The following is a 25,235-nucleotide window of genomic DNA, read 5'->3' on the forward strand; positions in this document are numbered from 1 at the left end:
CGAATGATGATTGCATGGTTAATGGCTGCATCAGAAACGGCAAAAGTGTTACAGCCAAGTACGGCAGTTGATACAACTGGTCAGCTTGTTTCCATGATGATTTCGCTCATGGTGGTGTTAGCCATCGCAATTGGTCTTGCCTTTTTGTGGCGACGCTTCATGCCGCAAAGTATCACGGGTCATCACGGACTTGATATCGTAGCCAGTCGAAATATTGGCAGTCGAGAACGTTTGCTACTCGTAAAAGTTGGCCAACGTTATGTGTTGCTCGGAGCAACACCACAATCTATTAATCAACTCGCTGAATTTACTGCCGACGAACTTCCCGAAGCTCTTTCGGCTGTAAAGCAGCAACCAGTTCAAACATGGCAGTTATGGCGAAGCAAAACTTAATTCGACTTTTTAGCGCGTTGCTAACGGCCTTCGTATTGGCATTGCCGATGGCTGCGATGGCTCAAGACCCAGCATCTGCACCCGATCCGGCGGCAGCTCCAGGTGCGCTGACGGCATTTACGGTGACAACCAATGCTGATGGTTCGCAAGATTATTCTGTAACCTTGCAGATTCTGGCGATCATGACATCCCTATCGTTTATTCCCGGAATTCTGATGTTGATGACGTCGTTCACGCGTATTGTTGTAGTGTTATCGATTTTGCGACAAGCAACGGGTCTGCAGCAAACCCCTTCAAATCAGATCATTATTGCCTTAGCCCTGTTTATGACGCTGTTTGTGATGCGTCCGGTCATCGATCAGGTATACACCGCCGCGGTTGAGCCTTATATGGAAGAATCCATGAACTTCCAAGATGCAATTGCTACTGCGCGAGTTCCGATAGAAGAGTTTATGCTGGCGCAAACTCGGGTGAATGATCTTGAAGCCTTTATGAATATCGCCAATATTGAGCCCATTCCAGCGGGTGAGCGCGTGCCACTCACTGTGCTGATCCCCGCATTTGTGACCAGCGAGCTTAAAACTGCATTTCAAATTGGCTTTATGTTATTTATTCCGTTTTTAATCATTGATTTGGTAGTGGCGAGTGTGTTGATGGCAATGGGTATGATGATGCTATCACCCATGATTGTATCGCTGCCCTTCAAGCTTATGTTGTTTGTATTGGTGGACGGTTGGAATTTGGTTCTGGGTACATTGGCTAATAGTTTTGGGCTTTAGCTGCCATTCATTGTGCGAAGGCATTAAAAAGGAGAGCAACCATGACACCTGAGGTATTTGTCGACATCTTTCGCGATGCACTGCAAATTATCGTGATTATGGTGTCTGCTATTGTGCTACCGAGCTTAGCAATTGGCCTTGTTGTTGCCGTGTTTCAAGCGGCAACATCCATTAACGAACAAACTTTAAGCTTCTTACCCCGTCTTCTTGTGACGCTTGGTGCTCTGATGGCTTTAGGTCATTGGCTGACTGCGACCATTACTGAATTTACCTTGGAGTTGGTGGCTCGCATTCCTGCGGTGATTAGCTGATGGAAATGCCACTGGATGTGGTGATGGATTTTCTGGCGGGGCTACTTTGGCCACTAGCTCGAATTTCTTCCACACTGGCTTCAATGACACTTCTGAGCTCTCAGAACTTGTCCATGCGCGTTCGTATGGGGCTGGCCGTTGCAATTACAGTGGCCGTTCAGCCCATCTTACCTCCCATGCCTGATGTTGATATGTTCTCGTTGGGTGGCATGATCATCACCATGCAAGAAATGCTAATAGGCTTTTCAGTGGGGATTGCATCTCAACTTTTGATCGCGAGTTTTGTCCTCGCCGGACAAATTATTGGTATGCAAACCAGTTTAGGCTTTGCCAATATGGTTGACCCCATTAACGGCCAACAAGTACCAGCAGTAGGGCAATTCTACTTGTTACTGGCGAGCCTTGTGTTTTTATCGTTTGATGGCCACATCGCGCTGATATACATGGTGGTTCAAAGCTTCAATTCCCTGCCTGTTGGGCTCACCAGCATGTCAGAAGTGAATTATTCTGCCATGGTTGAATGGGGTGGATGGATGTACACCATGGCATTGAGTATGTCGCTTTCAGCTGTAGTGGCGTTGCTGTTGATTAACTTTTCTTTTGGCGTGATGACGCGCGCGGCTCCCCAGCTCAATATTTTTGCGATTGGTTTTCCGATCACCATGCTCTCGGGCTTGCTCATTATTTGGTTAACCGTGGGTAATTTTGTTGAACACTTTGAACGGCAGTGGATTCGGCACATTGATTTAGTGTGCGACCTGTTGCTGATGAGTTGCTGACGGGGGCGCTATGGCGGAGACCGACCAGGAACGCACAGAAGAAGCCACCCCCCGAAAACAGGAGAAGGCACGCGAAAAAGGCCAAGTGCCCCGCTCCAAAGAACTGGCTACAGCAATGGTACTTATTTCGAGTGCTATCGGCTTTTTATGGTTCGGGCGCGATGCGTCCATGGCCATGCAGCAGATCTTTATTGATTCGTTAACCATTGAGCGTGCTCGAATCTACGATATGAATGCCTACATCAATGGTATTGCGGGTTCCTTGAAAGGCTTATTGCCGTCTATGGCAGCGTTTATGGCTTTGGTATTTATTTGCGCGTTTGTGGGATCTATCGCGTTAGGTGGTCTTACCGTCAGTGCTGAGGCTGCGCGCCCCAAGTTGAGTAAAATGAGTCCGCTGCAAGGTTTTAAGCGAATGTTCGGCACCCAAGCGGTTGTGGAATTGGTGAAGGCCATTGCAAAATTTTCAGTGGTGGCTGTCGTCGCAGTCATGCTGTTAAATATTCTGTTCCCTGAGATTTTGCAACTCTCGAGCGAGTCTGCGCCGGGGAATATTATTCATGCGATTACCATGTTCGTATGGATGTTTGTGGGGCTTTGCTGCTCCATGCTATTGATTGTGGTAATTGATGTGCCGTTTCAATTATACAACCACAATAAGCAACTGCGCATGACGATGCAAGAGGTGAAAGACGAATACAAGGACACCGAAGGTAGCCCTGAAATTAAGCGTCGTATTAGGCGAGTTCAAATGGAAATGGCGCAACGTCGTATGATGGGCGAAGTACCCAATGCCGATGTGGTGGTGACCAACCCAGATCATTTTGCGGTTGCATTACGATATGACAGTCGCGATGCAAAAGCTCCTGTGGTCGTCGCCAAGGGGATTGATTTTGTGGCCGAGCAAATCAAACAAATGGCGCGAGAGCACGAAATTCCAATTATGCGTCAAGCGGCTCTTGCTAGGGCTGTCTATTACACCACAGAATTAGAAAAAGAAATTCCAGGCCCTTTGTTTGCGGCTGTGGCACAGATTTTAGCCTATGTTTTTCAACTTAAAATGTATCAAAAAGGTAAAGGCTCTCGTCCTAAGAGCTTGAACATTGATAAAGAAATCCCTCGTGAATTACTGCTGGACCAAGACGGTAAACAAATATTCCCCCCTGATGAATAATCGCTGATTCGCTTGAGTTTATCGATTGGCCTACTCCTTGCAACCCGCTCTTTATAACGACAATTCTTTGGCGCTGACGAGCACAATTAATGAACCTTGCTGCAACATTCACAAGTTTTAAATCCAAGGGCATCCGACTGAATGGTCTGGGCGTACCGATCATGGTACTGGCATCGCTGGCAATGGTGACATTGCCAATGCCGCCGCTGCTGCTGGATATTTTATTTGCATTCAATATCTCTCTGTCAATGGTTGTGTTGTTGGTATCGGTATATACCCGACGTCCTATGGAATTCTCCGCTTTCCCTACGGTTTTGTTGATCGCCACGCTGTTGCGTTTGGCACTGAACGTTGCATCCACACGGGTTGTATTGCTTGAAGGTCATATGGGCGGTGACGCTGCGGGGCAAGTGATTGAAGCCTTTGGTAGCGTGGTGATTGGCGGTAACTATGCCGTTGGTTTAGTAGTGTTTCTGATCCTCGTCATTATTAACTTTGTGGTTGTGACTAAAGGTGCGGGTCGTATCTCAGAAGTGAGTGCGCGATTTACCTTGGACGCAATGCCAGGTAAGCAGATGGCAATTGATGCCGATTTGAATGCTGGGCTAATTAGCCAAGAACAAGCCAAAGCGCGTCGTGAAGATATTGCTCAAGAAGCTGATTTTTATGGCTCAATGGACGGTGCGAGTAAGTTTGTAAAAGGCGATGCAATTGCCGGTATCTTGATTCTATTTATCAATATCATCGGTGGTTTCGTGATTGGTATGGTGCAGCACAACCTGCTGTTTGGTGAGGCGGTTGAAATTTATACGTTACTGACCATTGGTGATGGTTTAGTGGCACAAATTCCATCGCTATTGTTATCGATTGCTGCGGCCATTATGGTCACCCGTCAAAATAAAGACGGTGACATGGGCGAACAAATGGTTTTCCAGATGTTCGACAGCCCGAAGGCGTTGACCATTTCAGCGGGAATTCTTTTTGTCATGGGCGTTGTGCCCGGCATGCCTCACTTTGCCTTTTTATCACTTGCCTTATTGTGCGGTGGAGCAGCGGCTTGGACGATCAGAAAGCAAAAACAACAAGCGGTTCAGGAAGAAGTTCAACAAGTCGAAGAAAAGCAAACTCAAGTTCAAGAGCAACAGCAAAAAGATTTGTCGTGGGATGACGTGCAACACGTTGATGTTATTGGGTTGGAAGTGGGTTACCGCTTAATTCCTATGGTCGATAAAGCGCAAGGTGGAGAGCTACTCAACCGAATTAAAGGTGTTCGTAAAAAGTTATCTCAAGAATTTGGTTTCTTGGTGCCAGCGGTCCATATTCGAGACAACCTCGATTTACCCCCAAACAGCTACCGCATTTCACTTATGGGCGTGTCAGTGGGTGAAGCCGAAGTGACGCCTTCGCAAGAGCTAGCAATTAACCCAGGACAAGTGTTTGGCGAAGTGAACGGGGTGAAAACGACCGATCCAGCCTTTGGGCTCGATGCCGTATGGATTGACCCAAATACTCGCGAACAGGCACAAGCGCTTGGGTATACCGTGGTTGATGCATCAACGGTCGTCGCCACTCATTTAAGCCAGTTGCTGACTAATCAAACCGCCAGCTTGCTGGGTCATGAGGAAGTTCAGAACCTGTTGGATATGGTTGAGCGTAAATATCCAAAACTTGTGGATGGCTTAGTGCCTGATCTGTTGCAGTTGAGTGTGGTCACTCGAATTCTTCAAAACCTTCTCAATGAAGGCGTACCCATTCGAGATATGCGCAGTATTTTACAAACGCTTCGAGAGTATGCGCCGAAGAGTCAAGATACTGACGTATTAACAGCAGCTGTTAGAATTTCATTGAAGAAGTTAATTGTTCAGGAAATCAACGGCTTAGAGAGTGAGATGCCGGTAGTGGCATTGTCGCCAGAGTTGGAACAGATGTTGCACCAGTCTCTACAAGCGACGGGAAATGAAGGTGCTGCGATTGAGCCTGGACTGGCTGAACGCATGCAACGCTCACTTCATGATGTTGCACAACAACAGGAATTAGCAGGTCAACCTGCAATCCTATTGACCTCGGGAGCCTTGCGCACCACCTTGTCTCGATTTGTGAAGAATACAATTCCAGGCATGAGAGTGTTGGCTTATCAAGAAATCCCGGATGACAAGCAAATAAAAATTGTGAGTTCAATTGGTCAGTAGCGGAATATTTGAGGAGTAGCAGACGTGAAAATTAAACGCTTTTTTGCCAAAGATATGCGAACAGCCCTTGCCGAAGTAAAGGAAGTGTTGGGAGCTGAAGCTGTGATTATGTCCAGTAAGAAAGTGACGGGTGGCATCGAAATAGTTGCAGGTATTGATCCTGAACAACTTGAAGCAAGCTTGAATTCCACCGTTCACGAAGCGCCATCGATTGCGATTAAACAGCCCGTCAAACGTGCACCGACGAAATCTGCTGCAGCCGTTCAAGCATCACGGGATCTGCCCGACGATCAAGTGAATTTGAGTGGATTGCGAAATAAGATTGCTGCGTTTAATCAAAATCAAGCCGCGAAATCGAATGCGCCAACGAATGAATCTGAAGATTCTTTGCAAAGCTTACTCAAGCGTCAGCAACAGCAAGTGCAAAGCATGGAAGTCCCCAAAAGAGCTCAAGAGCGCACAGTGAATCCAGCGTTTTCGGATTGGGATAAAAATGGGCAACAGCCGCAGCACGCAGCCCAATCATCAAACGAAGCACAACAACAAATAGCTGCATTGCAAGAAGAAATGCAGGCAATGCGTCAACTTCTAGAACATCAAGTTTCCGGATTAATGAAAACTGAAATGGAGCGCTCTGAACCAGTAAGAGCTATGCTTGTGAAACAATTAACTAAAATTGGTATTTGTTCAGATTTAGCAGACCAATTTGCATGCTATATTGGGGAGAACGTTACTGGACGCGATGCTTGGCGTCAGCTGCAGCAATTAATTACAGAACAGTTAGTTGTAACTGATGATGAAGTGCTACGTTTAGGAGGTGTGGTTGCGCTAGTTGGGCCTACAGGAGTTGGTAAAACAACGACTATCGCTAAGCTTGCAGCACGATTCGTAGCGCTACATGGTGCTGATCAGGTTGCCTTAGTCACAACGGATAGCTATCGAATTGGGGCCAAAGATCAGTTGGCAACATATGGTCGAATTTTGGGTTGTCCGGTTCGTAGTGCTAAAAATTCGGAAGAATTAACAGAGCAATTACATAACTTACGACACAGAAAGTTGATTTTGATCGATACTGCGGGAATGGGACAGCGTGATATGCGTCTCAATGAACAGTTAAATACCCTAATCAGCAATACCCGTGTTAAAATCAAGAGCTATCTGGTCTTGCCTGCAACTGCCCAACGAGTGGTGATGCAGGAAGCCGTTGAACAGTTTAGAAAAATTCCGCTACGTGGTTGTATTTTCACCAAATTGGATGAATGTCTCAGCCTCGGAGAGTGTATAAGCGTAGCGATTCAAAATGCATTACCAATCGGGTATCTTAGCGATGGACAGCGAGTACCTGAAGATTTAAGAGTTGCTGATGCTAGTTACTTGGTGCGCGAGGCTGTAGCCTTAGCGGCAGGACGACGTCAGTCACCGCGGCCAGCCGAAAAAAGAGGTCGCGCCGAAAATTCAAGAATGTAAGCGAGTAGTATGGAACTGGACCAAGCAACAGGGTTGAGAAAGATGAATCGCCGAAAGATGGTTAAAGTCATAGCCGTAACAGGCGGTAAAGGAGGCGTTGGTAAAACCAATGTTTCGATCAACCTCGCGGTTTCGTTGGCGGCACAAGGGCAACGAGTCGTCGTATTAGATGCTGACCTTGGGTTGGCAAACGTTGATGTATTGTTGGGACTTCGCGTCCACAAAAACATTTCTCACGTTCTTTCAGGCGAATGCGACTTGGAAGAAATTATGCTCGAAGGTCCCGGCGGCATTCGAATTGTTCCCGCATCTTCAGGCATGCGCAGCATGGTTGAACTCACGCAAACAGAGCATGCGGGCCTTGTTCGAGCATTTAGTGAATTGCAGGGCGACTATGATGTGTTGATCGTAGATACCGCCGCAGGCATTTCTGATATGGTTTTGAGCTTCTCACGCGCTGCGCAAGATGTAGTCGTGGTGGTGTGTGATGAACCCACGTCAATTACCGATGCTTATGCTTTAATCAAGTTATTAAACCGTGAGCATGGTCTATTCAAATTCAAAATTGTCGCCAATATGGTGAAAAACTTGCGTGAAGGCCAAGAACTTTTTGCCAAACTCTCTAAAGTAACAGACCGATTTTTAGATGTCGCATTGGAGTTGGTTGCAACGGTTCCATTTGATGAAAATGTCCGTCGAGCCGTGCGTAAGCAAAAAGTAGTCGTGCAAGAGTATCCAAAGTCTGCTTCTTCTATCGCATATAAAACGCTGGCTTCAAAGGCCATGACGTGGCCAATTCCATCTCAACCTCAAGGACATTTGACGTTTTTTGTAGAGCAGCTTTTAAACGGCAATGTAAGAGAGCAGGAAGATACTATAAGTGAGTAAAGCCGCTCCCTATATGGCGCAACAACGAGATGAACTGGTTCGGCAGCATGCCGATTTAGTGAAACGCATTGCGCATCATCTAAAGGGAAGGTTACCTGCAAACGTTCAAGTTGACGATTTAATTCAGGCAGGCATGATTGGACTGCTCGAAGCGCTTAAAAATTATGACAATGCCAAAGGTGCTGCATTTGAAACATATGCAGGCATCCGAATTCGAGGCGCTATGCTTGACGAACTAAGACGCGGAGATTGGTCACCTCGTTCAGTGCATCAACAAAGTCGAAAAGTTTCTGAAGCAATACAACGCGTCGAGCAAGAAACAGGGCGTGATGCGCTTGATTCAGAAGTTGCAAGTAAGCTTGATATGTCGGTGACGGATTATCATCACCTGATTGCAACACTGAATACTGGAAAAATAGTTGGCATCGAAGACCTTGGGGTCAGTGAAGATGCTGTGAGAGTGGAGTCGCAGGATGATGATGATTCGACACCGTTTCATGACATCAGTCGCGAACAATTCCAAAAAGCACTCTCTGAAGCAATTAAGACCTTACCTGAGCGAGAAGCTTTGGTATTGTCTTTGTATTATGATGATGAATTGAATTTGAGGGAAATCGGTGATGTATTAGAAGTGAGCGAATCTCGTGTATGCCAGATTCATTCGCAAGCGATGCATCGTTTGAAAGCCAGACTAAAGTCTTGGCAAGATTGACCGATATATAGTTTTAATGCGCCTGTGGGAGGGCATGCTTTGAAAACAGACATGAAGATCCTGATTGTGGACGATTTTTCTACAATGAGGCGAATCATTAAAAACCTTTTGCGTGATTTGGGCTTTACCAATACTCAAGAGGCTGATGATGGTAGTACAGCGTTGCCTATGCTTAAAAATGGTGAGTTTGAATTTGTAGTCACAGATTGGAACATGCCTGGTATGCAAGGTATTGATTTACTCCGAGCTATTAGAGCGGACGATCAGCTAAAGCACTTACCTGTATTGATGGTGACTGCTGAGGCGAAACGAGAACAAATTGTTGCTGCGGCTCAAGCTGGAGTAAACGGCTATATTGTGAAGCCTTTTACAGCTGCGACTTTGAAAGAAAAGCTCGATAAAATATTTGAGCGTATTGCTTAACGCGGTAGAGCGGCGGAGCCAACCAACGAATGACGACGATAGCGCCTAGGATCACCCTAGAACAAGCAAAGCAGCTTGTTGAGTTGATTGAAACGGGAGAGCAGGAAAAAGCTAATAACTTGCTTGATTCTGTAGTTGAAGAAAATATTAATCGAGCGGGCGGACTGCTTCAGCTCGATAATGACCTGTTTGAACAGATAGGTAAGTTAACTCGACAACTACACACCGCTTTGTCGGATTTTCAACTGGATCCCCGCATTACAGATCTCGCCCGAACAGAAATGCCAGATGCACAATCTCGATTAAATTACGTGATTGAAATGACGGAAAACGCAGCCAATAAAACAATGGATGCGGTCGAATTTGCGCTACCTGTTGCAGATAAATTGAGTGAATCATTTGAAAACCTCCAACCTCGCTGGTCTTTGCTGATGAAGCAAGCAACCAGCTTGGATGAGTTTAAAGGTTTGTGCCAAGACACAAATACTTTTTTAACAGAGGCGCACAATGACACCAATCAACTGCATGGCAAGCTGACAGATGTGTTAATGGCTCAAGATTTTCAAGACCTTACAGGCCAAGTGATTCGACGTGTTATTCAGCTTGTACAAGAAGTTGAAGACAGCCTAATTCACATGCTTAAAGTTTTCGGCGAAAACATGGAAAACACTGCAGTGGCTGAGGAATCAAGCACTGTGGCGGAGAATAAAGCAGCCAAAGCTGTGGAAGCGGAAGGGCCTGTTATGGATGCAGAAAACCGAGAAGATGTCGTTAACGATCAAGATGATGTTGATGATTTGCTTTCAAGTTTGGGCTTTTAGCAGGAGAAAGATGTATGTCATATGATCTTGATGAAGATATCCTGCAGGACTTCTTAGTTGAAGCTGCTGAAATTCTAGAGCAACTGCAAGAGCAGTTGGTGGAGCTTGAGAATAATCCGGAAGATAGTGATTTACTAAACGCTATTTTTAGGGGCTTTCATACCGTTAAGGGAGGGGCCGGCTTTCTTTCTCTTACGGAACTCGTTGATGCGTGTCACGGGGCAGAAAACGTCTTCGATATCTTGCGCAATGGTCAACGAGCGGTTACATCTGAATTGATGGATGTAATTTTACAAGCGCTCGATGCTATTAACGAAATGTTTGTTCAGGTGCAAAATAGAGAAGCTTTAAGTGCTGCAGACCCTGCTATTTTGGCTGAGCTACACAGACTCAGCTCTCCTGAAGCAGAAGTCGCACCCGCTGCACCTGAGGTTCCAGCTCCTACCGTCACTCCAGAGCCAACTCCTGAGGTCATTCCAGAAAGCAATGCCGCTGATACTGCCATTGGTCCGGTTGATGATATCAATGATGACGATTTTGAACGGCTATTGGATGAACTACACGGCAAAGGTGGCAGTCCCACCGCTGCCAGCGCTCAGCCTTTAACGACTCCTAGCCCTGCACCGGCAGCTCCTGCCGCGTCATCGGGCATGGGTGATGACATTACCGACGACGAATTCGAAGCTCTGTTGGATGAGCTTCATGGTAAAGGTAGCTTCAGTGCAGCAGAAGAAGCGGCTGCGGCGCCGGTACCAACTCCAGATTCAGGCAGTACTGAAGATACGATTTCAGATGATGAGTTTGAAGCCTTGCTGGACGAATTGCATGGAAAAGGTGGCTCCCCTAATCCAGGTGCTGCGGATGTGGCTCAAACTGCTCCAGAAATACCTGCGCCTGCCGCTCCTGCTGCGGAAACTCCCGTTCCAGCGCCAGAACCTGTCGTAGCAAAACCGAAACCTGCGGCCGCAGCCCCAGCTGCACCCAAAGAAAAAGATGCTCCCAAAGCTCCAATGAAGCCGAGCCAAGGTGAGACAACCGTGCGTGTTGATACAGCTCGGTTAGACCAAATTATGAATATGGTGGGTGAGCTCGTTCTGGTTCGAAACCGCTTACTTAGCCTCGGCTTGACCCATAACGATGAAGAAATGGGCAAAGCCATTGCTAATTTAGATGTGGTGACTGCTGATCTGCAAGGTGCAGTCATGCAAACCCGAATGCAGCCGATTAAAAAAGTATTCGGACGCTTCCCTCGGGTCGTTCGAGACCTTGCGCGAAGCTTGAAAAAAGAAATCAAGCTTGAGTTGGAAGGTGAAGATACAGATTTAGATAAAAATCTGGTTGAAGCTCTAGCCGATCCGCTCGTCCACTTGGTTCGGAACTCGGTTGATCACGGTATCGAAATGCCAGACATCCGAGCTGCAGCAGGCAAAGATAGAACCGGTATTGTCAAACTTTCTGCCAGCCAGGAAGGCGATCACATTCTGCTGACCATTACAGATGATGGCGCGGGAATGGATGCTGAGCGTTTAAAAGGCATTGCCATCGATCGAGGTGTACTGGATGCGGATTCCGCTGCTCGATTGTCCAATGAAGATGCTTACAATTTGATTTTTGCGCCAGGCTTTTCGACCAAAACAGAGATTTCCGATATCTCTGGTCGAGGTGTGGGGATGGATGTTGTAAAAACAAAAATCACTCAACTCAATGGCTCGGTTCATATTACGTCGGACAAAGGCGTAGGAACTCGACTTGAGATTAAGGTGCCGTTAACGCTCGCGATCATGCCGACGCTAATGGTTGTGGTGGGCAAGCAGACATTTGCATTACCACTTGCATCCGTCAATGAGATTTTCCATCTCGACTTAGGCAAAACCAATGTCGTTGATGGCCAAGTTACCGTGGTGGTTCGTGACCGAGCTATCCCACTCTTTTACCTCGACCAATGGCTCGTTAAATTCGCCGGTGGAGAACAAGATCGCAGCGCATCGAAAGGACATGTGGTCATTGTTCAGGTCGGTATGCAACAAATTGGTTTTGTTGTAGATGCCTTAATTGGACAGGAAGAAGTGGTGATTAAACCATTGGGTACTATGTTACAAGGCACGCCTGGTATGGCCGGTGCAACAATTACCAGCGATGGCGGTATTGCACTCATCTTAGATGTTCCTAGTTTATTGAAGTTTTACGCACGTAAGTCGTAGGAATAGCGAGGCCTAAATGCAGCTGAAAGTTCTGGTCGTCGATGACTCCAGCTTTTTTCGTCGCCGTGTCAGCGAAATTATTGATTCTGACAGCGGCTTAACCGTGATTGATACTGCCGTAAACGGCAAAGAGGCTGTTGAAAAAGCTAAGGCTCTTAAGCCTGATGTTATTACAATGGACATCGAGATGCCCGTTATGAATGGCATTGATGCTGTGAAGTCTATTATGGCTTCCAAACCAGTGCCGATCTTGATGTTTTCTTCTTTAACGCACGAAGGGGCGAAATCGACCTTAGATGCGTTGGAAGCCGGCGCTCTTGATTTTCTTCCCAAGAAATTTGAAGACATTGCTCGAGATCGTAAAGAAGCAACCCATGTTTTAATTGAGCGCATTAAAGAGATAGCTCGGAGGCGGTTTAGTCTTCGGCCTATTACTAAGCGTGCTTCGCCGACTTCAAATTCTTCGCTGAACAAAGCACAAGCATCTTTGAAAGCTGCATCAAGTGCACTTAAGGGGCCAAAACCTGAAGTTCGTAAAACACCAATAGCCAAAGCTTCTGTACAACCAAGATTGGCGGCTTCGCCTGCGCGTACATCTAGAAAATCGGCAAGCGGTAAGCAATACAAGCTGCTGGCCATTGGAACGTCTACGGGAGGACCTGTTGCGCTGCAGACTGTATTAACGCAGTTGCCGCAGAACTACCCTTTGCCAATTCTTTTGATTCAGCACATGCCAGCCGCCTTCACAGGAGCATTTGCGCAGCGACTCAATGGCTTATGCAAAATTAATGTTAAAGAAGCTGCGAATGGTGACGTTATAAAAGCAGGGTGTGCTTATTTGGCACCTGGTGGTACCCAAATGATGCTTGATGGTAAACCTAATTCTGCCCGTATCAAAATTGTGGATGGGGGGGAACGAATGAATTATAAACCGTCAGTTGATGTTTCTTTCGCCTCGGCAGCCAAAGTTTATGGTGGCGACGTGTTGGCCATAGTGCTCACTGGAATGGGCGCAGATGGGCGAGACGGAGCCCGAATGTTGAAAGATTTGGGTGCTAAGGTCTGGGCACAAGATGAGGCGAGCTGTGTTGTATATGGCATGCCTCAAGCGGTAGCGAGTGCTGGAATCGCTGAAGACAGCATCGACCTAGCCGACATTGCAGAACGAATCGTCATAGAGACTCATGGATAAATCAACACTTCTGGGCATATTACTGGGCTTTGGAGCTCTGTTTTTAGGGCAAGTATGGGAAGGGGGCAGCTTATACTCCCTTCTGAGCTTTCCTGCCTTTTTGATCGTTGTCGGTGGCACTATTGGTGCTGTACTTATTCAAACACCTCTTGTGGTTGCAAAGAGAGCGTTGGGCCAATTGGTTTGGATGATCAAAGCGCCTTTGCCTCCGCTCGATGAAGGAATTGAAAAAATTCTCCATTGGTCGAATATCAGTCGCCATGATGGTTTGTTAGGGCTTGAGAATCAGATTATGGATGAGCCTGATGATTTTGTTCGCAAGGGTCTTACTCTATTGGTAGATGGCGCAGAGGCTGAACAAATTCGCGCCACCATGGACATTGATATGGTGATGCAACGTGAGTTGCAACTCGATGCGTCTAAAACATATGAGGCCATGGGCGGGTACTCTCCGACTATTGGAATTATCGGTGCCGTTTTGGGGCTCATTGAAGCCATGAATTATTTGAGCGAACCAGAGCGCCTTGGTGTTGGGATTGCGACAGCCTTTGTCGCTACCATTTACGGTGTTGGTTTTGCTAACTTTATATACCTACCTATTGCCAATAAAATTCGCTACCACATTTATAATCAAGCCAACTATCAAGAGCTCATGGTTGAAGGCTTGGTTGCAGTTGCTCATGGTGAAAATCCTCGCAATATTGAAATGCGTTTACGCGCATTTACCCAACAATAATTTGGGGGCCTTGTGTACAAATACAATCGCGCTCGACGTCACCGCAATGATCAACATATAGACCGCTGGTTGGTCTCATATGCCGACTATATGACCCTGATGTTCGCTTTGTTTGTAGTGTTGTACGCAATGGCACTTGCCAGAGAAGGTTCATTGGAAGAACTAACACAGCGACTCGGTGACATCTTCAATTCTAAGCAGACCTCACAGGCAGAGCCGAATCCAAATTCAGGGCTCATGCTCGAAGCCAGTGATGACCACCTTTATGGCCACGGTTTGATGAAAGAAGGCGGTCCAGAGTTGGTCGACGCCGAATCTGATATTCTAAATATCCGTAAAAAGCACGAAGGTACAGCGCTTTCTAATTTAGAAAATGACTTGAACGAAGCATTGCAAGAATTGGTGAATGCGGGGTTTGCGGATATTGAACGACAAGATGATTGGTTAGTGTTGTCATTGAGCTCAAATCTAATTTTTGCGAGTGGCAGTTCCAATCCCTCAAGCAATTTAAAAGAATTGATTCCAGTTGTGGCCAAAGTTTTAGCCCCTGCAGATAATTATATTCGAGTGCGTGGTTATACTGATTCGGCGCCAATTGATAACGAAGTATTTAGCTCTAACTGGGACTTGTCAGCAGCGCGTGCAGCAAAAGTATTAGATGGTCTGATCGGCCAAGGCATTCGTGACAATTTGTTAGCCTTGGAAGCCTTTGGCCCTAATTTTCCTCGCGCGACCAACGAAACCTCTGAAGGGCGAGCGGCAAACCGTCGAGTTGAAATTGCCGTCTCTAAGTGGGCATCTCCCACAGAAGATGATACTGCGGAGGTCACCCAAGAAGAGGCACTTAAGCCACTTGAAAAACTGGATGACTACGACAGCATTCAAGTGATCGAATTACCTGGCGGCGGTATCCGTATTACGACACGTCGCTCCCCGGATGATCCTGCAGCTCAGGAGCCACAGCCATGATGGTTTGGACAGTGGCGAATCAAAAAGGCGGAGTTGGCAAAACTACCACAGCCATTTCGTTAGCCGGACTCATGTCTGAGCGCGGTTATAAAGTGCTATTGGTTGATATGGATCCGCATTGCTCTTTGAGTTATTACCTCGATATCGATACAGAGTCGCTAGATTGTTCTGGCTATGACATGTTTGTTGCTGCCCGAGAAGCCTCCGCGATTGATATTGAACAGTGCATTGCGCCAACAGGTGTAGACGGTATCGACATCATGCCTGCGAATATGGCAATGGCAACGCTGGACCGAAAATTCGGTCATACCGAGGGAATGGGACTAATCTTAAAGCATGCGCTTAGCCTTGTGGCGAAATCCTATGATATAGCGATAATCGACTGCCCTCCGGTTTTGGGAGTTCTGATGGTCAATGCGCTAGCCGCAAGCGATAAAATATTAGTGCCGGTTCAAACAGAATATTTAGCATTAAAAGGCTTAGAGCGCATGATTATGTCATTAGATATCATGAAAATGTCGCCTAACCAGAGCATTGACTATCTTGTTGTGCCAACTATGTTCGATAAGCGCACCAAAGCTGGTGGGCAAGCAATGGAAACATTAAACGAGCAATACGGCGACCGAGTTTGGCGATCTGTGATTCCAGTGGATACACGATTTAGAGATGCATCGTTAGAACATGTGCCGCCCTCAATTTTTGCAGCACAAGCAAGGGGAGTGGTTGCATACCGAGAGCTATTGGATGATTTGATTGACCTACATGTTGCCAAACACACCGAGGTAGCTTCATGAAGTCGAGTGATAAAGCGATTCAAGACTACTTCTCTGCTTTGCTCGAAGAGCCAAGTGATAAGATCATCGAACCTGCTCCACTGCAAAAATTATTGGATGATGTGTCCAAGCCGCCGGTGCAGGCTGACACAAAACTTGAAGAACCGAAGCAAGTGTCTGATCTCAAGGTGGCACCTGTCACGGAAGTGGCTGAAGAACCTTCAAAATTGGTCCCATTGCGCTCACAACGGCAGCAGCGCTCAGAGACTGTTGCTAAGATTAAAACAGCAGAGATTGACGTTAAACCTGAACTTGTTCATGTTGTTGAAACACCGGTAGACATTGCTACTGCTCCAGAAGTTGTCGCTCCTGCAATTATTTCTGCATTAGTTGAGCAACCCGCTATACCTACTGAAATTTTTCAGGCATTGTTTTTCGACGTCGCAGGAATGACACTTGCTGTGCCGTTGGAAGAACTGGGCGGTATCTACAATATTGAAGAAGATGGCGTGCGACATTTATTTGGTAAGCCACCTTGGTTTTTAGGCTTAATGCCGCATCGAGACCGCCAATTAAATGTGGTGGATACTGCATTGTGGGTCATGCCAGAAAAATATGATGAAACGTTGGCAGAAAACCTCAACTATCAATATCTTGTTATGTTAAAAGATAGTGATTGGGGTTTTGCATGCGAACGCCTAATAACGACTAGTCAATTAGAGCCTGCTGATGTCAATTGGCGGGGAAGTATGGGCAAGCGTCCTTGGCTCAGAGGCATGGTAAAACAAAAGATGTGTGCCTTGATGAACGTTGATGCCTTGATAGAATTGCTCGATACTGGTGTGAATAGCCAGGCCACTTAATTATATTCGGAGTAACACGATGGCTGATGATAGAACTAATGCCGCAAATGCTGAACGCGACGATCAGGTGTTGCAGTGGGTCACTTTTAGACTCGACAATGAGACATACGGCATTAATGTAATGCAGGTACAAGAAGTATTGCGTTATACCGAAATTGCTCCGGTTCCGGGCGCTCCAAACTATGTGATGGGGATCATTAATTTACGTGGCAACGTTGTCACAGTTATTGATACTCGCTCGCGTTTCGGTCTGGTTGGTTCTGAAGTGACAGACAATTCACGTATCGTGATTATCGAAGCTGAAAAGCAAGTCATCGGTATATTGGTTGATAGTGTTGCCGAAGTGGTTTACTTGCGAAGCTCAGAAATCGATTCTGCTCCTAATGTGGGTACAGAAGACAGTGCTAAGTTCATTCAGGGTGTATCGAACCGTGATGATGAGTTGCTGATCCTTGTTGATCTCAACAAGTTGTTGAGTGATGAAGAGTGGGAAGAGTTAAACACTCTTTAATATGACACTTCCAATTGAATATTTAGTTTGGGGGGCTCTGGCGCTTTCTGCCTTTGCATTCCTGTTCGCGTTGTGGATTGGCAAAATCGTGCGGCGTCGAGGTGCTGATCAAGAATCAGTTGACCGAAGATTGAACGCGATTGAGCAAATAGTTCGCCAATTGAGTCGAGCCAACGACCCCATTCTAAATGATATTCAAGAAATACGAACCGGCTCGCTGGCGGTGGGCCGTCGCCTTGGCCTTCTAGAGCAGCGTTTATCAGATTTGGTCGATCAACAGCCAACGGTTGACGATCTCGAACCGCAACGCCGTATTTATAGTCGCGCGGTTCGTATGGTCGAACTGGGCGCTGATATTGACGAAATTATGCAAGAATGTGAACTGCCCCGAGCTGAAGCAGAATTGATCGTTAACCTTCATACCAAAAATTAATTTCCTTACCGACCCGTCTTCGGTGAGGCCTGCTTTTAGTGCATTGGGGGAAACTTCCATTTGATCGACCTGAATTCACATCGGTGAAGTGACCCTAGCAGGTTACAGTGACATCCGTATATGTAACTTATGGTGCGCTCATAATGAAGTCCAGTTTTATCGCAGTAATGCTGCTCGGTGTGGTATGTCATATCACTTCATTTTCATCGCAGGCTGCTCTGGCGCCTTCCACATCGGAATCGAATGAACCCGTCGCCAATTCTATTGTTTATGACTATGGGGATCTCGGCGAATTCTTGTCAGATAAATACATCGTAACGGTTGACGGTGTATCGTCAACGGTTCTCAAGACCTTTCCTCGCGATGCCGGTTTGTGTGGCAACTACCCGCGTTGCGATGGGGCGAAAGTTTATCGCGAAAATAATCGTACAATGTCTTGGACCGGTTTTTCGTTTAAGCAATCTGTTGAGGTCGTTGTGACTAAAACTGACGCCACTTCAGGGTCAGTAAGCGACATTAAAGTACTTCCTTCACACAATGAAGGCGTCGACTATTTAGTCGTGTCTAAAGATTTGAAAAAGCGCGAAATCAAACTTCGACTATTTAAACCAAACTTAAAACTGTCGGTTGAATATGTGGATGAGCGTTACATGCCTTATCGCCAGATCCCATTCGATTCATTGATGCTTTTTGCCGATCAGCCAGAGTCGAAAGATTTGGCGAAAGTACCGGCTAAACCGGATCAAAACACATATTTTGTATCAGCCGATAAGCCATTTAACGCCAAATTTGCAGCTAAGGTAGCCACCGTTGCATTTCAGCCAGGAACTCATGATTTGGGCTATTGGCGTGTACCTGAGTCGGTTAAGCATGTGTACATTGCTGGCGGAGCATATGTGCGTGGTGCGATTGATGCGGGTATTAAAGGTACTAAATACAAAAACGGTTTCACTTTGTCTGGGCGTGGGGTTTTGTCGGGCGACCCATTCCCGTGGCGCGCAAATGCTGACAAAGACGGTTTAGTTGCCTGTGAAACTATGGTCAACGGCGAGCGCCAATCGGCGGATTGTTGGGCCAACTCGGTCAAGCTGGTTCGTATTAAATCAAATGACTACTTAGTCGAAGGTGTAACCATCGTAAACGCGCCTCACTATTCGTTGATCACGAAAGCTGTGAACCCGAAGCGATCTCAGGGGCGTATCGACAATGTTAAATTGTTTGGCAACTGGTTATACAACAATGACGGTTTCGGTCCTAATGATAATGATGTCATCAATGACTGTTTTGTATCGGCCTATGATGACGCATTTAAGGTTTACCATCACAACATGGTGATTGAAAATTGTACCGTTTGGCAAATGGACAATGGTGCTGTATTCCAGTTTGGGTGGTTTCCGAAAAATGTCACTCATGCTGTGATCCGAAATATTGACGTGATTCATGCTGAGACAACGGGCTTGAACCAAAATGCGAGTATCCTCAATTACGCGCAGCGAACTGAAAAGTTGCGTAAGCATGAGACTCAGGCACCGAAATCTGATATTAAAAATATTCGTGTTGAAGGGCTCAGAGTTTACGGTCCTGTCACGCGATTCTTCGGGTTTGAGAACTACCAGCCTCGGCATACGGCGCAATCTTTTACGAACTGGTTAGTCAAAGATGTAGAGCTCGACGCGTTGGTGCAACCGGAAGAATACGGCACGCGAAAACATCCCGGAAAGATCTTTTCTGAAGGTTCAGGAAACGGCACGATTGTTGGTCCTAACCGCCGTCCGTTCAACGCCATTATTGATCAAGCAGATCGCGGACGCATCCAAGGTTTTGTGATTGAAAATATGACCATTGGTGGGCAAAAATTAACGGCCGACAATGCGGCAACCTTGGGGTTGATGGATATTCAAACGAAGGCTGAAGGTGATGTAGTCTTTAAATAGCGCACACGCCTCACTCCAGCCTTGTAAAAAGCGGAGCTTATTGTGCTCTGCTTTTTATGCTGCGGGTAAAACAAAGCTAAGCTTGGGTTGAAATTTTGTTGTAAAGTTTAGCCCATTGTTCAGGAAACTTGCCTTCTAACAAGTAGGCAAAACTGATGACTTCAGCAACTAGTACATAAAGCTCTCTTGGAATATTATCGCCCACTTCAATATGGCTCAGAAACCTCGCTAACTCAGCATCTTTGTGAATGTAGATGCCTTCCTCTTCTGCAATTTCAACAATCTGTTCGGCCAGCTCGGCAAAGCCCTTAGCCAGCACTGTGGGTGTGTTTTTAGCGTCGTAGCCTAGTGCGATTGCATAGGGTTCTAAGTCTTCAGGGATATCACTCATTAGGCCTCCGTATTGACCAGTTGCTGAATAGATGAAACCAACCTGTCAGGCACATTGCCTTGCTGGCTTGTGAGGTTTCTGGGACGAAAACCTAAATCATTGAGGCGTTCGCGCCATCCTTCCAAGGCTTTTTCGGCACGCTGTTGCGTGGATATCTTGTCGGCATAAATATCTAAATCCAAACCATCTGGGCCATACAATGCATGAACTAAAATCGCTCCGGTATTAGGTAAATCAAATCGAAGCTTTAAGTGCCAACTTTTCGATGATGTCTCGCTACTAGATTGATCTTCTTGCGGTTGTTGTTGAATCAATATTTCAAAAAGCTGCACATCGCCATTCAATTGAACAGGAATTGTCATGTGCTGATTGAGTTGTTGGGCAGTTTGGGTTGTTTCTGCACTTTGATGTTGTGCGGCACGTTGATGATGGTTGAGTTTTGAAAGCGACTGTGTCACTTGTTCGAGCTGTATTCGGGCCGACTCTTGTGTCCTGAGTTTTCCGGCCATACGTTTAAGCAACAGGGCGACGGCAGAGGCGGGTAGATCCGGTAGCAATTGCTTAACCGAGTGACTTAAAGCTTGCTGCGTAATGCTCTCTGACTCTTCCTTATCAGGAGATGGAGCAGCGCTAAGTGGGCTTGAGTAATAACTTTGCATAGCACTCAGCAGAGCCACTGCATGTTCGATTTTAGTGGGGCGAGAGTGTTCAGGCGACGGGGTGCTCGATGTGAAGAGCGGCTTTAACGGCGAAAGCTGCAGCATCAGAGATTCTATGGCTTTGAAGTCAGCGGTTTGATCCGCTTTAGGAATGGCCTGAATCACAGGAAAAAGCAATGTGAATAACTCTAGCATTAATGGAGCTGAGCTCGGTTTTATTTGCGTTAACTGAGAGATGTCGACCCCTTGCAGTGCCCTTGCTAAGCCAAAATGTGGTTGCGACAACTCTGTTTTAGGGGGGGGAGTTGTCGGATCCGATTTTACATGTGATTGACTGAGTGGATCAGAGGGGATTGGTGATTTGTTTTCTGCCACAGGTTGGTTGAGCAATTTACTCACCGCGTTGATTAACTTATCAGTGGGCAATTGTGCCAATGATTGAAGCGCTTTTTGCATTCGCTGTTGCACGGCAATGTCTTCATCGTTGGCGTTAACTTCAACTGGTTGTTGAGAAGAGGATGAGTGAGTTGAGGTTATAGGCGCTGATTTATTCAATGCTGACGTTAGGAGTTGCTGTTTCAGTAAGTCTTGCCAATTTTCTTTGAGTTCACTTGTCGGGGTCATTAATGCCGCAGAGAGTAACGGTGGCATGGTGGGTACAGAAGGTGTGATCGGCGTAGTCACAATCCCCTTCATTTCTTGTATGGCTTGAACAAACGCGGCGATGAAGGGCTTTACCGCAGCGTTTGATGGTGAAATATCAATGCTCACCTGTGGTGTCTTCCATTGGATGCTTGCAACGATGTTACTCGAGAGCTTTACAACGAGCTCACCTATACCCTTTGGGAGTGGCGTTTCTTGCATTAGAGTTCTGGGTGACGGATTGGCAACCGCTAAGTTCAATTGGAATTCGGGGTTTCGGATGGTGTAGCCATCTGACTTAGCGTTAAATGAAACTGATACGGCTTGACCTATCAGCATCAGAGCTTTGAGTTGGTCAATCGACACATCTACAGGCTTTACCGTCATGTGACTCGCTACAGCTTGCTGAACGTTGGAGGTGGCAGGCTGTGGCGGCACTGTGATCTCAAGATTTGATTGGCCTAAGGTTTTAGCAGTTGTGTCGAGCTTCAATAGAAGAGGTATAGAGTGTTGAGCGAGCCACTTTAGCAACTCTCTGTTGTTTTGTTGAACCTCGGCAGATGGCTGCATTGGCAAAGGTATACGAACAAATTCTGTGGTGTCACCGGAGCGCTCTATATGAATGGATGCTGGAGTTGGGCTAGGTCGAGCCACCAACAATTGCTGGTCAAATGCTTCCGTTAACGTCGCAAGCACTTGGCTGTTGAACTGAGGTTGTTGAGTCGGAATATTGTTAAATTGAGTAATTAAGTTCGCCAAAGCAACCAGTTGGCTTTGATTTAGTGGAATCGAAACCAGTTGAGGAGAAGCTTCAGAAGCCAACAACTGTGGTTGCTTGAGTAGGCTCAGAGTGATGAGTTGGTGTTCTGCGGTTAATTTTAAGAGTTGTGATGCAGCTATTTGAGTATTGTCTTTGGCTGGATTAACATTTGTTTTGTTGTTGGTGTTCAATATTATGTTAACGGAACCATTGGCGTTGCTTACATGAAGTTGAGTTGGACTCTGTATGCCTTGCTTTGATTTTCCTGGGCTCGATTCAGTGAGTTTCAGTGAGGTCTCGTTAAAGGTAATAGTGGTGGTACTCGGAGTCGGAATTGAAACGCTGCGAGAATCATTTTTAGGCAAGGTCAGACCTGTCTCAGAAGCTTGCGACACAGGTGTTGGACTTTGACTAGATGGTATGTTCACGTCACTCATAGATGAATCGTGCCCTTTTTGACATAGCTTTGTTATTATCGGCTTAGCAAGAATAAACCTAAAAAGAAAATATCAACATGCTCGAAGCGCGTAGTTTGAGCCTTGCACGCCAATCACGACAATTATTCAGTCATATAAGCTTCATGCTTAGGCCTGGCCAAGCTCTTTTACTTGAAGGGCGAAATGGTGCAGGCAAAACCAGTATGCTTCGAATTTTAGCTGGGCTAGCGCGCCCAGATGAAGGCGATGTGTATTGGCAAGGTGAAAAAATATCCAATTCAGCACTGTTCCGTGACGACCTATTATATTTGGGGCACCAGCCTGCGGTAAATCTCGAGCTCACACCATTTGAAAACTTACGTTATCTGAGCGCCTTACATGGTGATAACCCACAATCTATTGCTGAAATACTTGCCGCAGTCGGTTTGGCTGGTTATGAAGATGTGCCTTCTGGAAATCTATCTGCGGGCCAACAGCGGCGCGTGGCGTTGAGCCGCTTGTGGTTGTCTAATTCAAAGCTATGGATATTGGATGAGCCGCTTACCGCGCTCGATGTAAGAGCCGTTGCCGGGCTGGAAAAACGCTTTGCTGATCATGTCGCCAACGGCGGTATGCTTATCGTTACGACTCATCAAGCCGCGATTTTGCCGCAGCAAGCCACCATTCAATTGCGATTGGGAGAGATTCAGCAGGAGGTGGAATCATGAGTGCTTGGTTTGAAACACTGCGACGCGAGAGCTTGTTGGTGTTGCGTAAAAAGTCAGATGTGCTCAACCCTCTGGTGTTCTATCTTCTTGTTATCAGTCTATTTCCATTGGGAGTTGGGCCTGCGCCATCTATTTTAGCGCGCATTGCTCCAGGTGTGATTTGGGTTGCAGTATTATTGAGTGTTATGTTGTCTCTTGAACGTTTGTTTAGAGATGATTACCGTGACGGCTCTCTTGAACAAATGCTGTTGTCTGTGAATGGTGGTGCAGGGCTAATTTTAGCAAAAGTCATGGCGCATTGGTTGATGACATGCGTACCTATTTTAATTCTGTCACCGTTGGCTGCATTATTGATGGGAGTGCCTGATTCAGCGGTGTCGGCCATTATGCTCACACTATTGGTGGCAACTCCGGCATTAAATATGCTAGGTGCCGTGGGTGCTGCGTTGACCGTTGGAGTGGGTCGAAGTGGCGTATTATTGAGTTTACTGATCCTACCGTTGTTTATTCCGGTACTGATCTTTGCGACTTCCGCAATCGATGCGGCAGCGATGACATTGCCATATATTGGCCAGTTATCGTTGTTGGCAGCATTTTCCGCAGGAGCTATTACTTTAGCTCCATTTGCCGTTATTGCGGCATTAAGAATTAGTGTGCAATAAGTTATGTTTAAGTGGTTACACCCCTACGCAAAATCTGAAAATCTCTATCGCCTTAGCGGCAAATTTTTGCTCTGGTTTGGTTGGTTAGGCTTTATTGGTGCAGTTGTTGGCACCATTTGGGGGCTAGGTTTTACGCCTGCCGACTACCAGCAGGGCGATAGTTTCCGAATTATTTATGTGCATGTGCCAATGGCGATGATGTCTATGGGGGGATACCTAGGAATGGCTATTGCTGCTTTTATTGGCGTTGTTTGGCAACAAAAGCATTCAGACATGATGGTCATGGCGATTGCTCCAATTGGCGCGATTTATACATTCTTGGCGTTATTTACCGGTGCAGCCTGGGGCAAGCCAATGTGGGGAACCTGGTGGATTTGGGACGCGCGTCTCACCTCAGAGCTGATCTTGTTGTTTTTGTATTTAGGGGTAATGGCTTTGTATAACGCTTATAGCGACAAGCGAAGTGGCGCTCGTGCTGCTGGTATTTTGGCGATGGTTGGCGTTATTAATTTACCGATTATTCATTATTCGGTGGAGTGGTGGAATACACTGCATCAAGGCGCAACCATTACTAAATTCGCTAAGCCGTCTATGGATACGAGCATGTTGTGGCCATTGCTCATCAATGTGCTGGCGTTTGGGTTATTGCTAGGGGCGCTTGCTCTGATGCGCTTAAGAAACGACTTGTTGCGAACGGAGGGACATCGGCCTTGGGTTCAAAAAATTGTAGAGGGAGAAAACTAATGTTTTTTGATTCCATGAGTGAATTTTGGCATATGGGAGGGTATGGCTTCTATGTGTGGTTGTCATTTGGTGCAACTTTAATTTGTTTCGTTGGCGCATGGGCTCACACCGTTTATACCCGTAAGAAGATCATTGCAGGCGTGCGTTCTTTTCAAGAACGTCGTGCCCGTAGAAAGTCAGCAGCTAAAACAGAGAGAGTGTTATGAACCCAAGACGCCAAAAAAGATTGATTACCAGTATTGCAGTGATCTGCGGCCTGGGGATTGCTGTGGGCTTTATTCTCTTCTCAATGAAACAGAATATTGACCTGTTTTACACGCCAAGTGAGATCATCAATGGTAAAAATGAAACTGGGATTAAGCCCAGTGTGGGGCAGCGTTTACGAATTGGTGGCATGGTGGTGGCGGGCACAGTGGTTAGAGATGACAACTCTTTGAATGTGCAATTTGATCTGATTGATACGGGCCCTACAGTCACGGTGACGTTCGACAAAATTCTGCCCGACTTGTTCCGAGAAGGTCAGGGCATTGTTGCCAACGGCGTACTGGTGGACGCCACAACAATTAAAGCTGACGAAGTATTAGCAAAACATGATGAAGAATACATGCCGCCTGACGTTGCCAAAGCGGTGGGCAAAGTACATCCAAATGGTGTTGGAAATAAAGCTAAAGAAGGGAGTTATTAA

Annotated in this window: 27 protein-coding genes; 25 read left to right on the top strand and 2 right to left on the bottom strand. The window is 46.4% G+C overall.

What is annotated here, in order from left to right:
- Positions 1-3: 3 nt before the first annotated feature.
- The 20 genes from fliO to NAF29_RS04800 all read left to right on the top strand — a co-directional run bounded on the left by fliO (position 4) and on the right by NAF29_RS04800 (position 19,548).
- Positions 4-393, top strand: coding sequence for a flagellar biosynthetic protein FliO (gene fliO / locus NAF29_RS04705; protein ID WP_251260346.1), 390 nt, complete (start codon positions 4-6; stop codon positions 391-393).
- Positions 394-440: 47 nt separating this feature from the next.
- Positions 441-1,172: a flagellar type III secretion system pore protein FliP gene (fliP, locus tag NAF29_RS04710; protein ID WP_432763229.1), complete on the top strand. Its 732-nt coding sequence runs from the start codon at positions 441-443 to the stop codon at positions 1,170-1,172.
- Positions 1,173-1,213: 41 nt separating this feature from the next.
- Positions 1,214-1,483: a flagellar biosynthesis protein FliQ gene (gene fliQ, locus NAF29_RS04715; RefSeq protein ID WP_251260348.1), complete on the top strand. Its 270-nt coding sequence runs from the start codon at positions 1,214-1,216 to the stop codon at positions 1,481-1,483.
- A complete protein-coding gene (gene fliR / locus NAF29_RS04720) occupies positions 1,483-2,262 on the top strand; it encodes a flagellar biosynthetic protein FliR (protein ID WP_251260349.1) in 780 nt (259 codons plus the stop codon). Before fliQ ends, fliR begins: the two co-directional genes overlap by 1 nt.
- Before the next feature lie 10 nt (positions 2,263-2,272).
- A complete protein-coding gene (gene flhB, locus NAF29_RS04725; RefSeq protein ID WP_251260350.1) occupies positions 2,273-3,436 on the top strand; it encodes a flagellar biosynthesis protein FlhB in 1,164 nt (387 codons plus the stop codon).
- Between the two features lie 89 nt (positions 3,437-3,525).
- On the top strand, positions 3,526-5,625 hold the full coding sequence (gene flhA, locus NAF29_RS04730) for a flagellar biosynthesis protein FlhA (RefSeq protein ID WP_251260351.1): 2,100 nt from the start codon (positions 3,526-3,528) through the stop codon (positions 5,623-5,625).
- 24 nt (positions 5,626-5,649) lie between these two features.
- A complete protein-coding gene (gene flhF, locus NAF29_RS04735; protein ID WP_251260352.1) occupies positions 5,650-7,092 on the top strand; it encodes a flagellar biosynthesis GTPase FlhF in 1,443 nt (480 codons plus the stop codon).
- A gap of 9 nt (positions 7,093-7,101) precedes the next feature.
- A complete protein-coding gene (locus NAF29_RS04740) occupies positions 7,102-7,980 on the top strand; it encodes a MinD/ParA family protein (protein WP_251260353.1) in 879 nt (292 codons plus the stop codon).
- Positions 7,973-8,692 carry an RNA polymerase sigma factor FliA gene (locus tag NAF29_RS04745; protein ID WP_432763225.1) on the top strand — a complete coding sequence of 240 codons (720 nt, stop codon included), beginning with the start codon at positions 7,973-7,975 and terminating at the stop codon, positions 8,690-8,692. Before NAF29_RS04740 ends, NAF29_RS04745 begins: the two co-directional genes overlap by 8 nt.
- Positions 8,693-8,731: 39 nt before the next feature.
- Positions 8,732-9,115, top strand: coding sequence for a chemotaxis response regulator CheY (gene cheY, locus NAF29_RS04750; protein ID WP_285817601.1), 384 nt, complete (start codon positions 8,732-8,734; stop codon positions 9,113-9,115).
- A 29-nt stretch (positions 9,116-9,144) separates the two neighbouring features.
- Positions 9,145-9,936, top strand: coding sequence for a protein phosphatase CheZ (locus tag NAF29_RS04755; RefSeq protein WP_251260355.1), 792 nt, complete (start codon positions 9,145-9,147; stop codon positions 9,934-9,936).
- Positions 9,937-9,950: 14 nt separating this feature from the next.
- On the top strand, positions 9,951-12,137 hold the full coding sequence (locus NAF29_RS04760; RefSeq protein ID WP_251260356.1) for a chemotaxis protein CheA: 2,187 nt from the start codon (positions 9,951-9,953) through the stop codon (positions 12,135-12,137).
- A gap of 16 nt (positions 12,138-12,153) precedes the next feature.
- Entirely contained in the window at positions 12,154-13,329 is a 1,176-nt protein-coding gene (locus tag NAF29_RS04765; protein ID WP_251260357.1) for a protein-glutamate methylesterase/protein-glutamine glutaminase, read from the top strand.
- Positions 13,322-14,065 (top strand): flagellar motor protein, encoded by a 744-nt coding sequence (locus tag NAF29_RS04770; protein WP_251260358.1) that lies wholly within the window; start codon positions 13,322-13,324, stop codon positions 14,063-14,065. Before NAF29_RS04765 ends, NAF29_RS04770 begins: the two co-directional genes overlap by 8 nt.
- A 12-nt stretch (positions 14,066-14,077) precedes the next feature.
- A complete protein-coding gene (locus NAF29_RS04775; protein ID WP_251260359.1) occupies positions 14,078-15,034 on the top strand; it encodes a flagellar motor protein MotB in 957 nt (318 codons plus the stop codon).
- Positions 15,031-15,828: a ParA family protein gene (locus tag NAF29_RS04780; protein ID WP_251260360.1), complete on the top strand. Its 798-nt coding sequence runs from the start codon at positions 15,031-15,033 to the stop codon at positions 15,826-15,828. The genes NAF29_RS04775 and NAF29_RS04780 overlap by 4 nt, the downstream gene beginning before the upstream one ends.
- Positions 15,825-16,670: a chemotaxis protein CheW gene (locus NAF29_RS04785; RefSeq protein WP_251260361.1), complete on the top strand. Its 846-nt coding sequence runs from the start codon at positions 15,825-15,827 to the stop codon at positions 16,668-16,670. The genes NAF29_RS04780 and NAF29_RS04785 overlap by 4 nt, the downstream gene beginning before the upstream one ends.
- Before the next feature lie 19 nt (positions 16,671-16,689).
- Positions 16,690-17,181 (top strand): chemotaxis protein CheW, encoded by a 492-nt coding sequence (locus tag NAF29_RS04790; protein WP_251260362.1) that lies wholly within the window; start codon positions 16,690-16,692, stop codon positions 17,179-17,181.
- A gap of 1 nt (position 17,182) precedes the next feature.
- Entirely contained in the window at positions 17,183-17,614 is a 432-nt protein-coding gene (locus NAF29_RS04795; RefSeq protein WP_251260363.1) for a DUF2802 domain-containing protein, read from the top strand.
- Positions 17,615-17,757: 143 nt separating this feature from the next.
- Positions 17,758-19,548, top strand: coding sequence for a hypothetical protein (locus tag NAF29_RS04800; protein WP_251260364.1), 1,791 nt, complete (start codon positions 17,758-17,760; stop codon positions 19,546-19,548).
- A 76-nt stretch (positions 19,549-19,624) separates the two neighbouring features.
- Here the strand turns inward: NAF29_RS04800 and NAF29_RS04805 are convergent, their stop codons facing one another.
- Both NAF29_RS04805 and NAF29_RS04810 read right to left on the bottom strand, forming a co-directional pair.
- Positions 19,625-19,939, bottom strand: a complete 315-nt coding sequence (locus NAF29_RS04805) for an EscU/YscU/HrcU family type III secretion system export apparatus switch protein (protein WP_251260365.1) — start codon at positions 19,937-19,939, stop codon at positions 19,625-19,627.
- Positions 19,939-22,437 (bottom strand): flagellar hook-length control protein FliK, encoded by a 2,499-nt coding sequence (locus NAF29_RS04810; protein ID WP_251260366.1) that lies wholly within the window; start codon positions 22,435-22,437, stop codon positions 19,939-19,941. The genes NAF29_RS04805 and NAF29_RS04810 overlap by 1 nt, the downstream gene beginning before the upstream one ends.
- Positions 22,438-22,514: 77 nt before the next feature.
- Here NAF29_RS04810 and ccmA point away from each other — a divergent pair, with 77 nt between their 5' ends.
- Genes ccmA through ccmE form a run of 5 tightly spaced genes read left to right on the top strand, consistent with a single transcriptional unit; the run spans position 22,515 to position 25,235 of the window.
- Positions 22,515-23,144: a cytochrome c biogenesis heme-transporting ATPase CcmA gene (ccmA, locus tag NAF29_RS04815; protein ID WP_251260367.1), complete on the top strand. Its 630-nt coding sequence runs from the start codon at positions 22,515-22,517 to the stop codon at positions 23,142-23,144.
- Entirely contained in the window at positions 23,141-23,806 is a 666-nt protein-coding gene (ccmB, locus tag NAF29_RS04820; RefSeq protein WP_285817602.1) for a heme exporter protein CcmB, read from the top strand. Before ccmA ends, ccmB begins: the two co-directional genes overlap by 4 nt.
- A gap of 3 nt (positions 23,807-23,809) precedes the next feature.
- Complete coding sequence (locus NAF29_RS04825; protein WP_251260368.1) at positions 23,810-24,550, top strand: heme ABC transporter permease; 741 nt, start codon at positions 23,810-23,812, stop codon at positions 24,548-24,550.
- Complete coding sequence (gene ccmD / locus NAF29_RS04830; protein WP_251260369.1) at positions 24,550-24,756, top strand: heme exporter protein CcmD; 207 nt, start codon at positions 24,550-24,552, stop codon at positions 24,754-24,756. The genes NAF29_RS04825 and ccmD overlap by 1 nt, the downstream gene beginning before the upstream one ends.
- The gene (gene ccmE, locus NAF29_RS04835; RefSeq protein ID WP_251260370.1) at positions 24,753-25,235 is read left to right on the top strand and encodes a cytochrome c maturation protein CcmE; all 483 of its coding nucleotides are present in this window, start codon (positions 24,753-24,755) and stop codon (positions 25,233-25,235) included. Before ccmD ends, ccmE begins: the two co-directional genes overlap by 4 nt.

The organism is Echinimonas agarilytica (assembly GCF_023703465.1).
In the GTDB taxonomy this organism is placed as follows: Bacteria; Pseudomonadota; Gammaproteobacteria; order Enterobacterales; family Neiellaceae; genus Echinimonas; species Echinimonas agarilytica.

Coding starts and splice junctions, on each gene's coding strand:
- flhA (WP_251260351.1), top strand. CDS start 3,526: ATGAACCTTGCTGCAACATTCACAAGTTTTAAATCCAAGGGCATCCGA.
- ccmA (WP_251260367.1), top strand. CDS start 22,515: ATGCTCGAAGCGCGTAGTTTGAGCCTTGCACGCCAATCACGACAATTA.
- fliQ (WP_251260348.1), top strand. CDS start 1,214: ATGACACCTGAGGTATTTGTCGACATCTTTCGCGATGCACTGCAAATT.
- ccmD (WP_251260369.1), top strand. CDS start 24,550: ATGTTTTTTGATTCCATGAGTGAATTTTGGCATATGGGAGGGTATGGC.
- NAF29_RS04785 (WP_251260361.1), top strand. CDS start 15,825: ATGAAGTCGAGTGATAAAGCGATTCAAGACTACTTCTCTGCTTTGCTC.
- NAF29_RS04810 (WP_251260366.1), bottom strand. CDS start 22,437: ATGAGTGACGTGAACATACCATCTAGTCAAAGTCCAACACCTGTGTCG.
- ccmE (WP_251260370.1), top strand. CDS start 24,753: ATGAACCCAAGACGCCAAAAAAGATTGATTACCAGTATTGCAGTGATC.
- NAF29_RS04770 (WP_251260358.1), top strand. CDS start 13,322: ATGGATAAATCAACACTTCTGGGCATATTACTGGGCTTTGGAGCTCTG.
- NAF29_RS04765 (WP_251260357.1), top strand. CDS start 12,154: ATGCAGCTGAAAGTTCTGGTCGTCGATGACTCCAGCTTTTTTCGTCGC.
- NAF29_RS04825 (WP_251260368.1), top strand. CDS start 23,810: ATGTTTAAGTGGTTACACCCCTACGCAAAATCTGAAAATCTCTATCGC.
- NAF29_RS04740 (WP_251260353.1), top strand. CDS start 7,102: ATGGAACTGGACCAAGCAACAGGGTTGAGAAAGATGAATCGCCGAAAG.
- fliR (WP_251260349.1), top strand. CDS start 1,483: ATGGAAATGCCACTGGATGTGGTGATGGATTTTCTGGCGGGGCTACTT.
- NAF29_RS04760 (WP_251260356.1), top strand. CDS start 9,951: ATGTCATATGATCTTGATGAAGATATCCTGCAGGACTTCTTAGTTGAA.
- NAF29_RS04800 (WP_251260364.1), top strand. CDS start 17,758: ATGAAGTCCAGTTTTATCGCAGTAATGCTGCTCGGTGTGGTATGTCAT.
- flhB (WP_251260350.1), top strand. CDS start 2,273: ATGGCGGAGACCGACCAGGAACGCACAGAAGAAGCCACCCCCCGAAAA.
- NAF29_RS04795 (WP_251260363.1), top strand. CDS start 17,183: ATGACACTTCCAATTGAATATTTAGTTTGGGGGGCTCTGGCGCTTTCT.
- NAF29_RS04780 (WP_251260360.1), top strand. CDS start 15,031: ATGATGGTTTGGACAGTGGCGAATCAAAAAGGCGGAGTTGGCAAAACT.
- NAF29_RS04790 (WP_251260362.1), top strand. CDS start 16,690: ATGGCTGATGATAGAACTAATGCCGCAAATGCTGAACGCGACGATCAG.
- ccmB (WP_285817602.1), top strand. CDS start 23,141: ATGAGTGCTTGGTTTGAAACACTGCGACGCGAGAGCTTGTTGGTGTTG.
- NAF29_RS04805 (WP_251260365.1), bottom strand. CDS start 19,939: ATGAGTGATATCCCTGAAGACTTAGAACCCTATGCAATCGCACTAGGC.
- fliO (WP_251260346.1), top strand. CDS start 4: ATGATGATTGCATGGTTAATGGCTGCATCAGAAACGGCAAAAGTGTTA.
- fliP (WP_432763229.1), top strand. CDS start 441: ATGGCTGCGATGGCTCAAGACCCAGCATCTGCACCCGATCCGGCGGCA.
- NAF29_RS04755 (WP_251260355.1), top strand. CDS start 9,145: ATGACGACGATAGCGCCTAGGATCACCCTAGAACAAGCAAAGCAGCTT.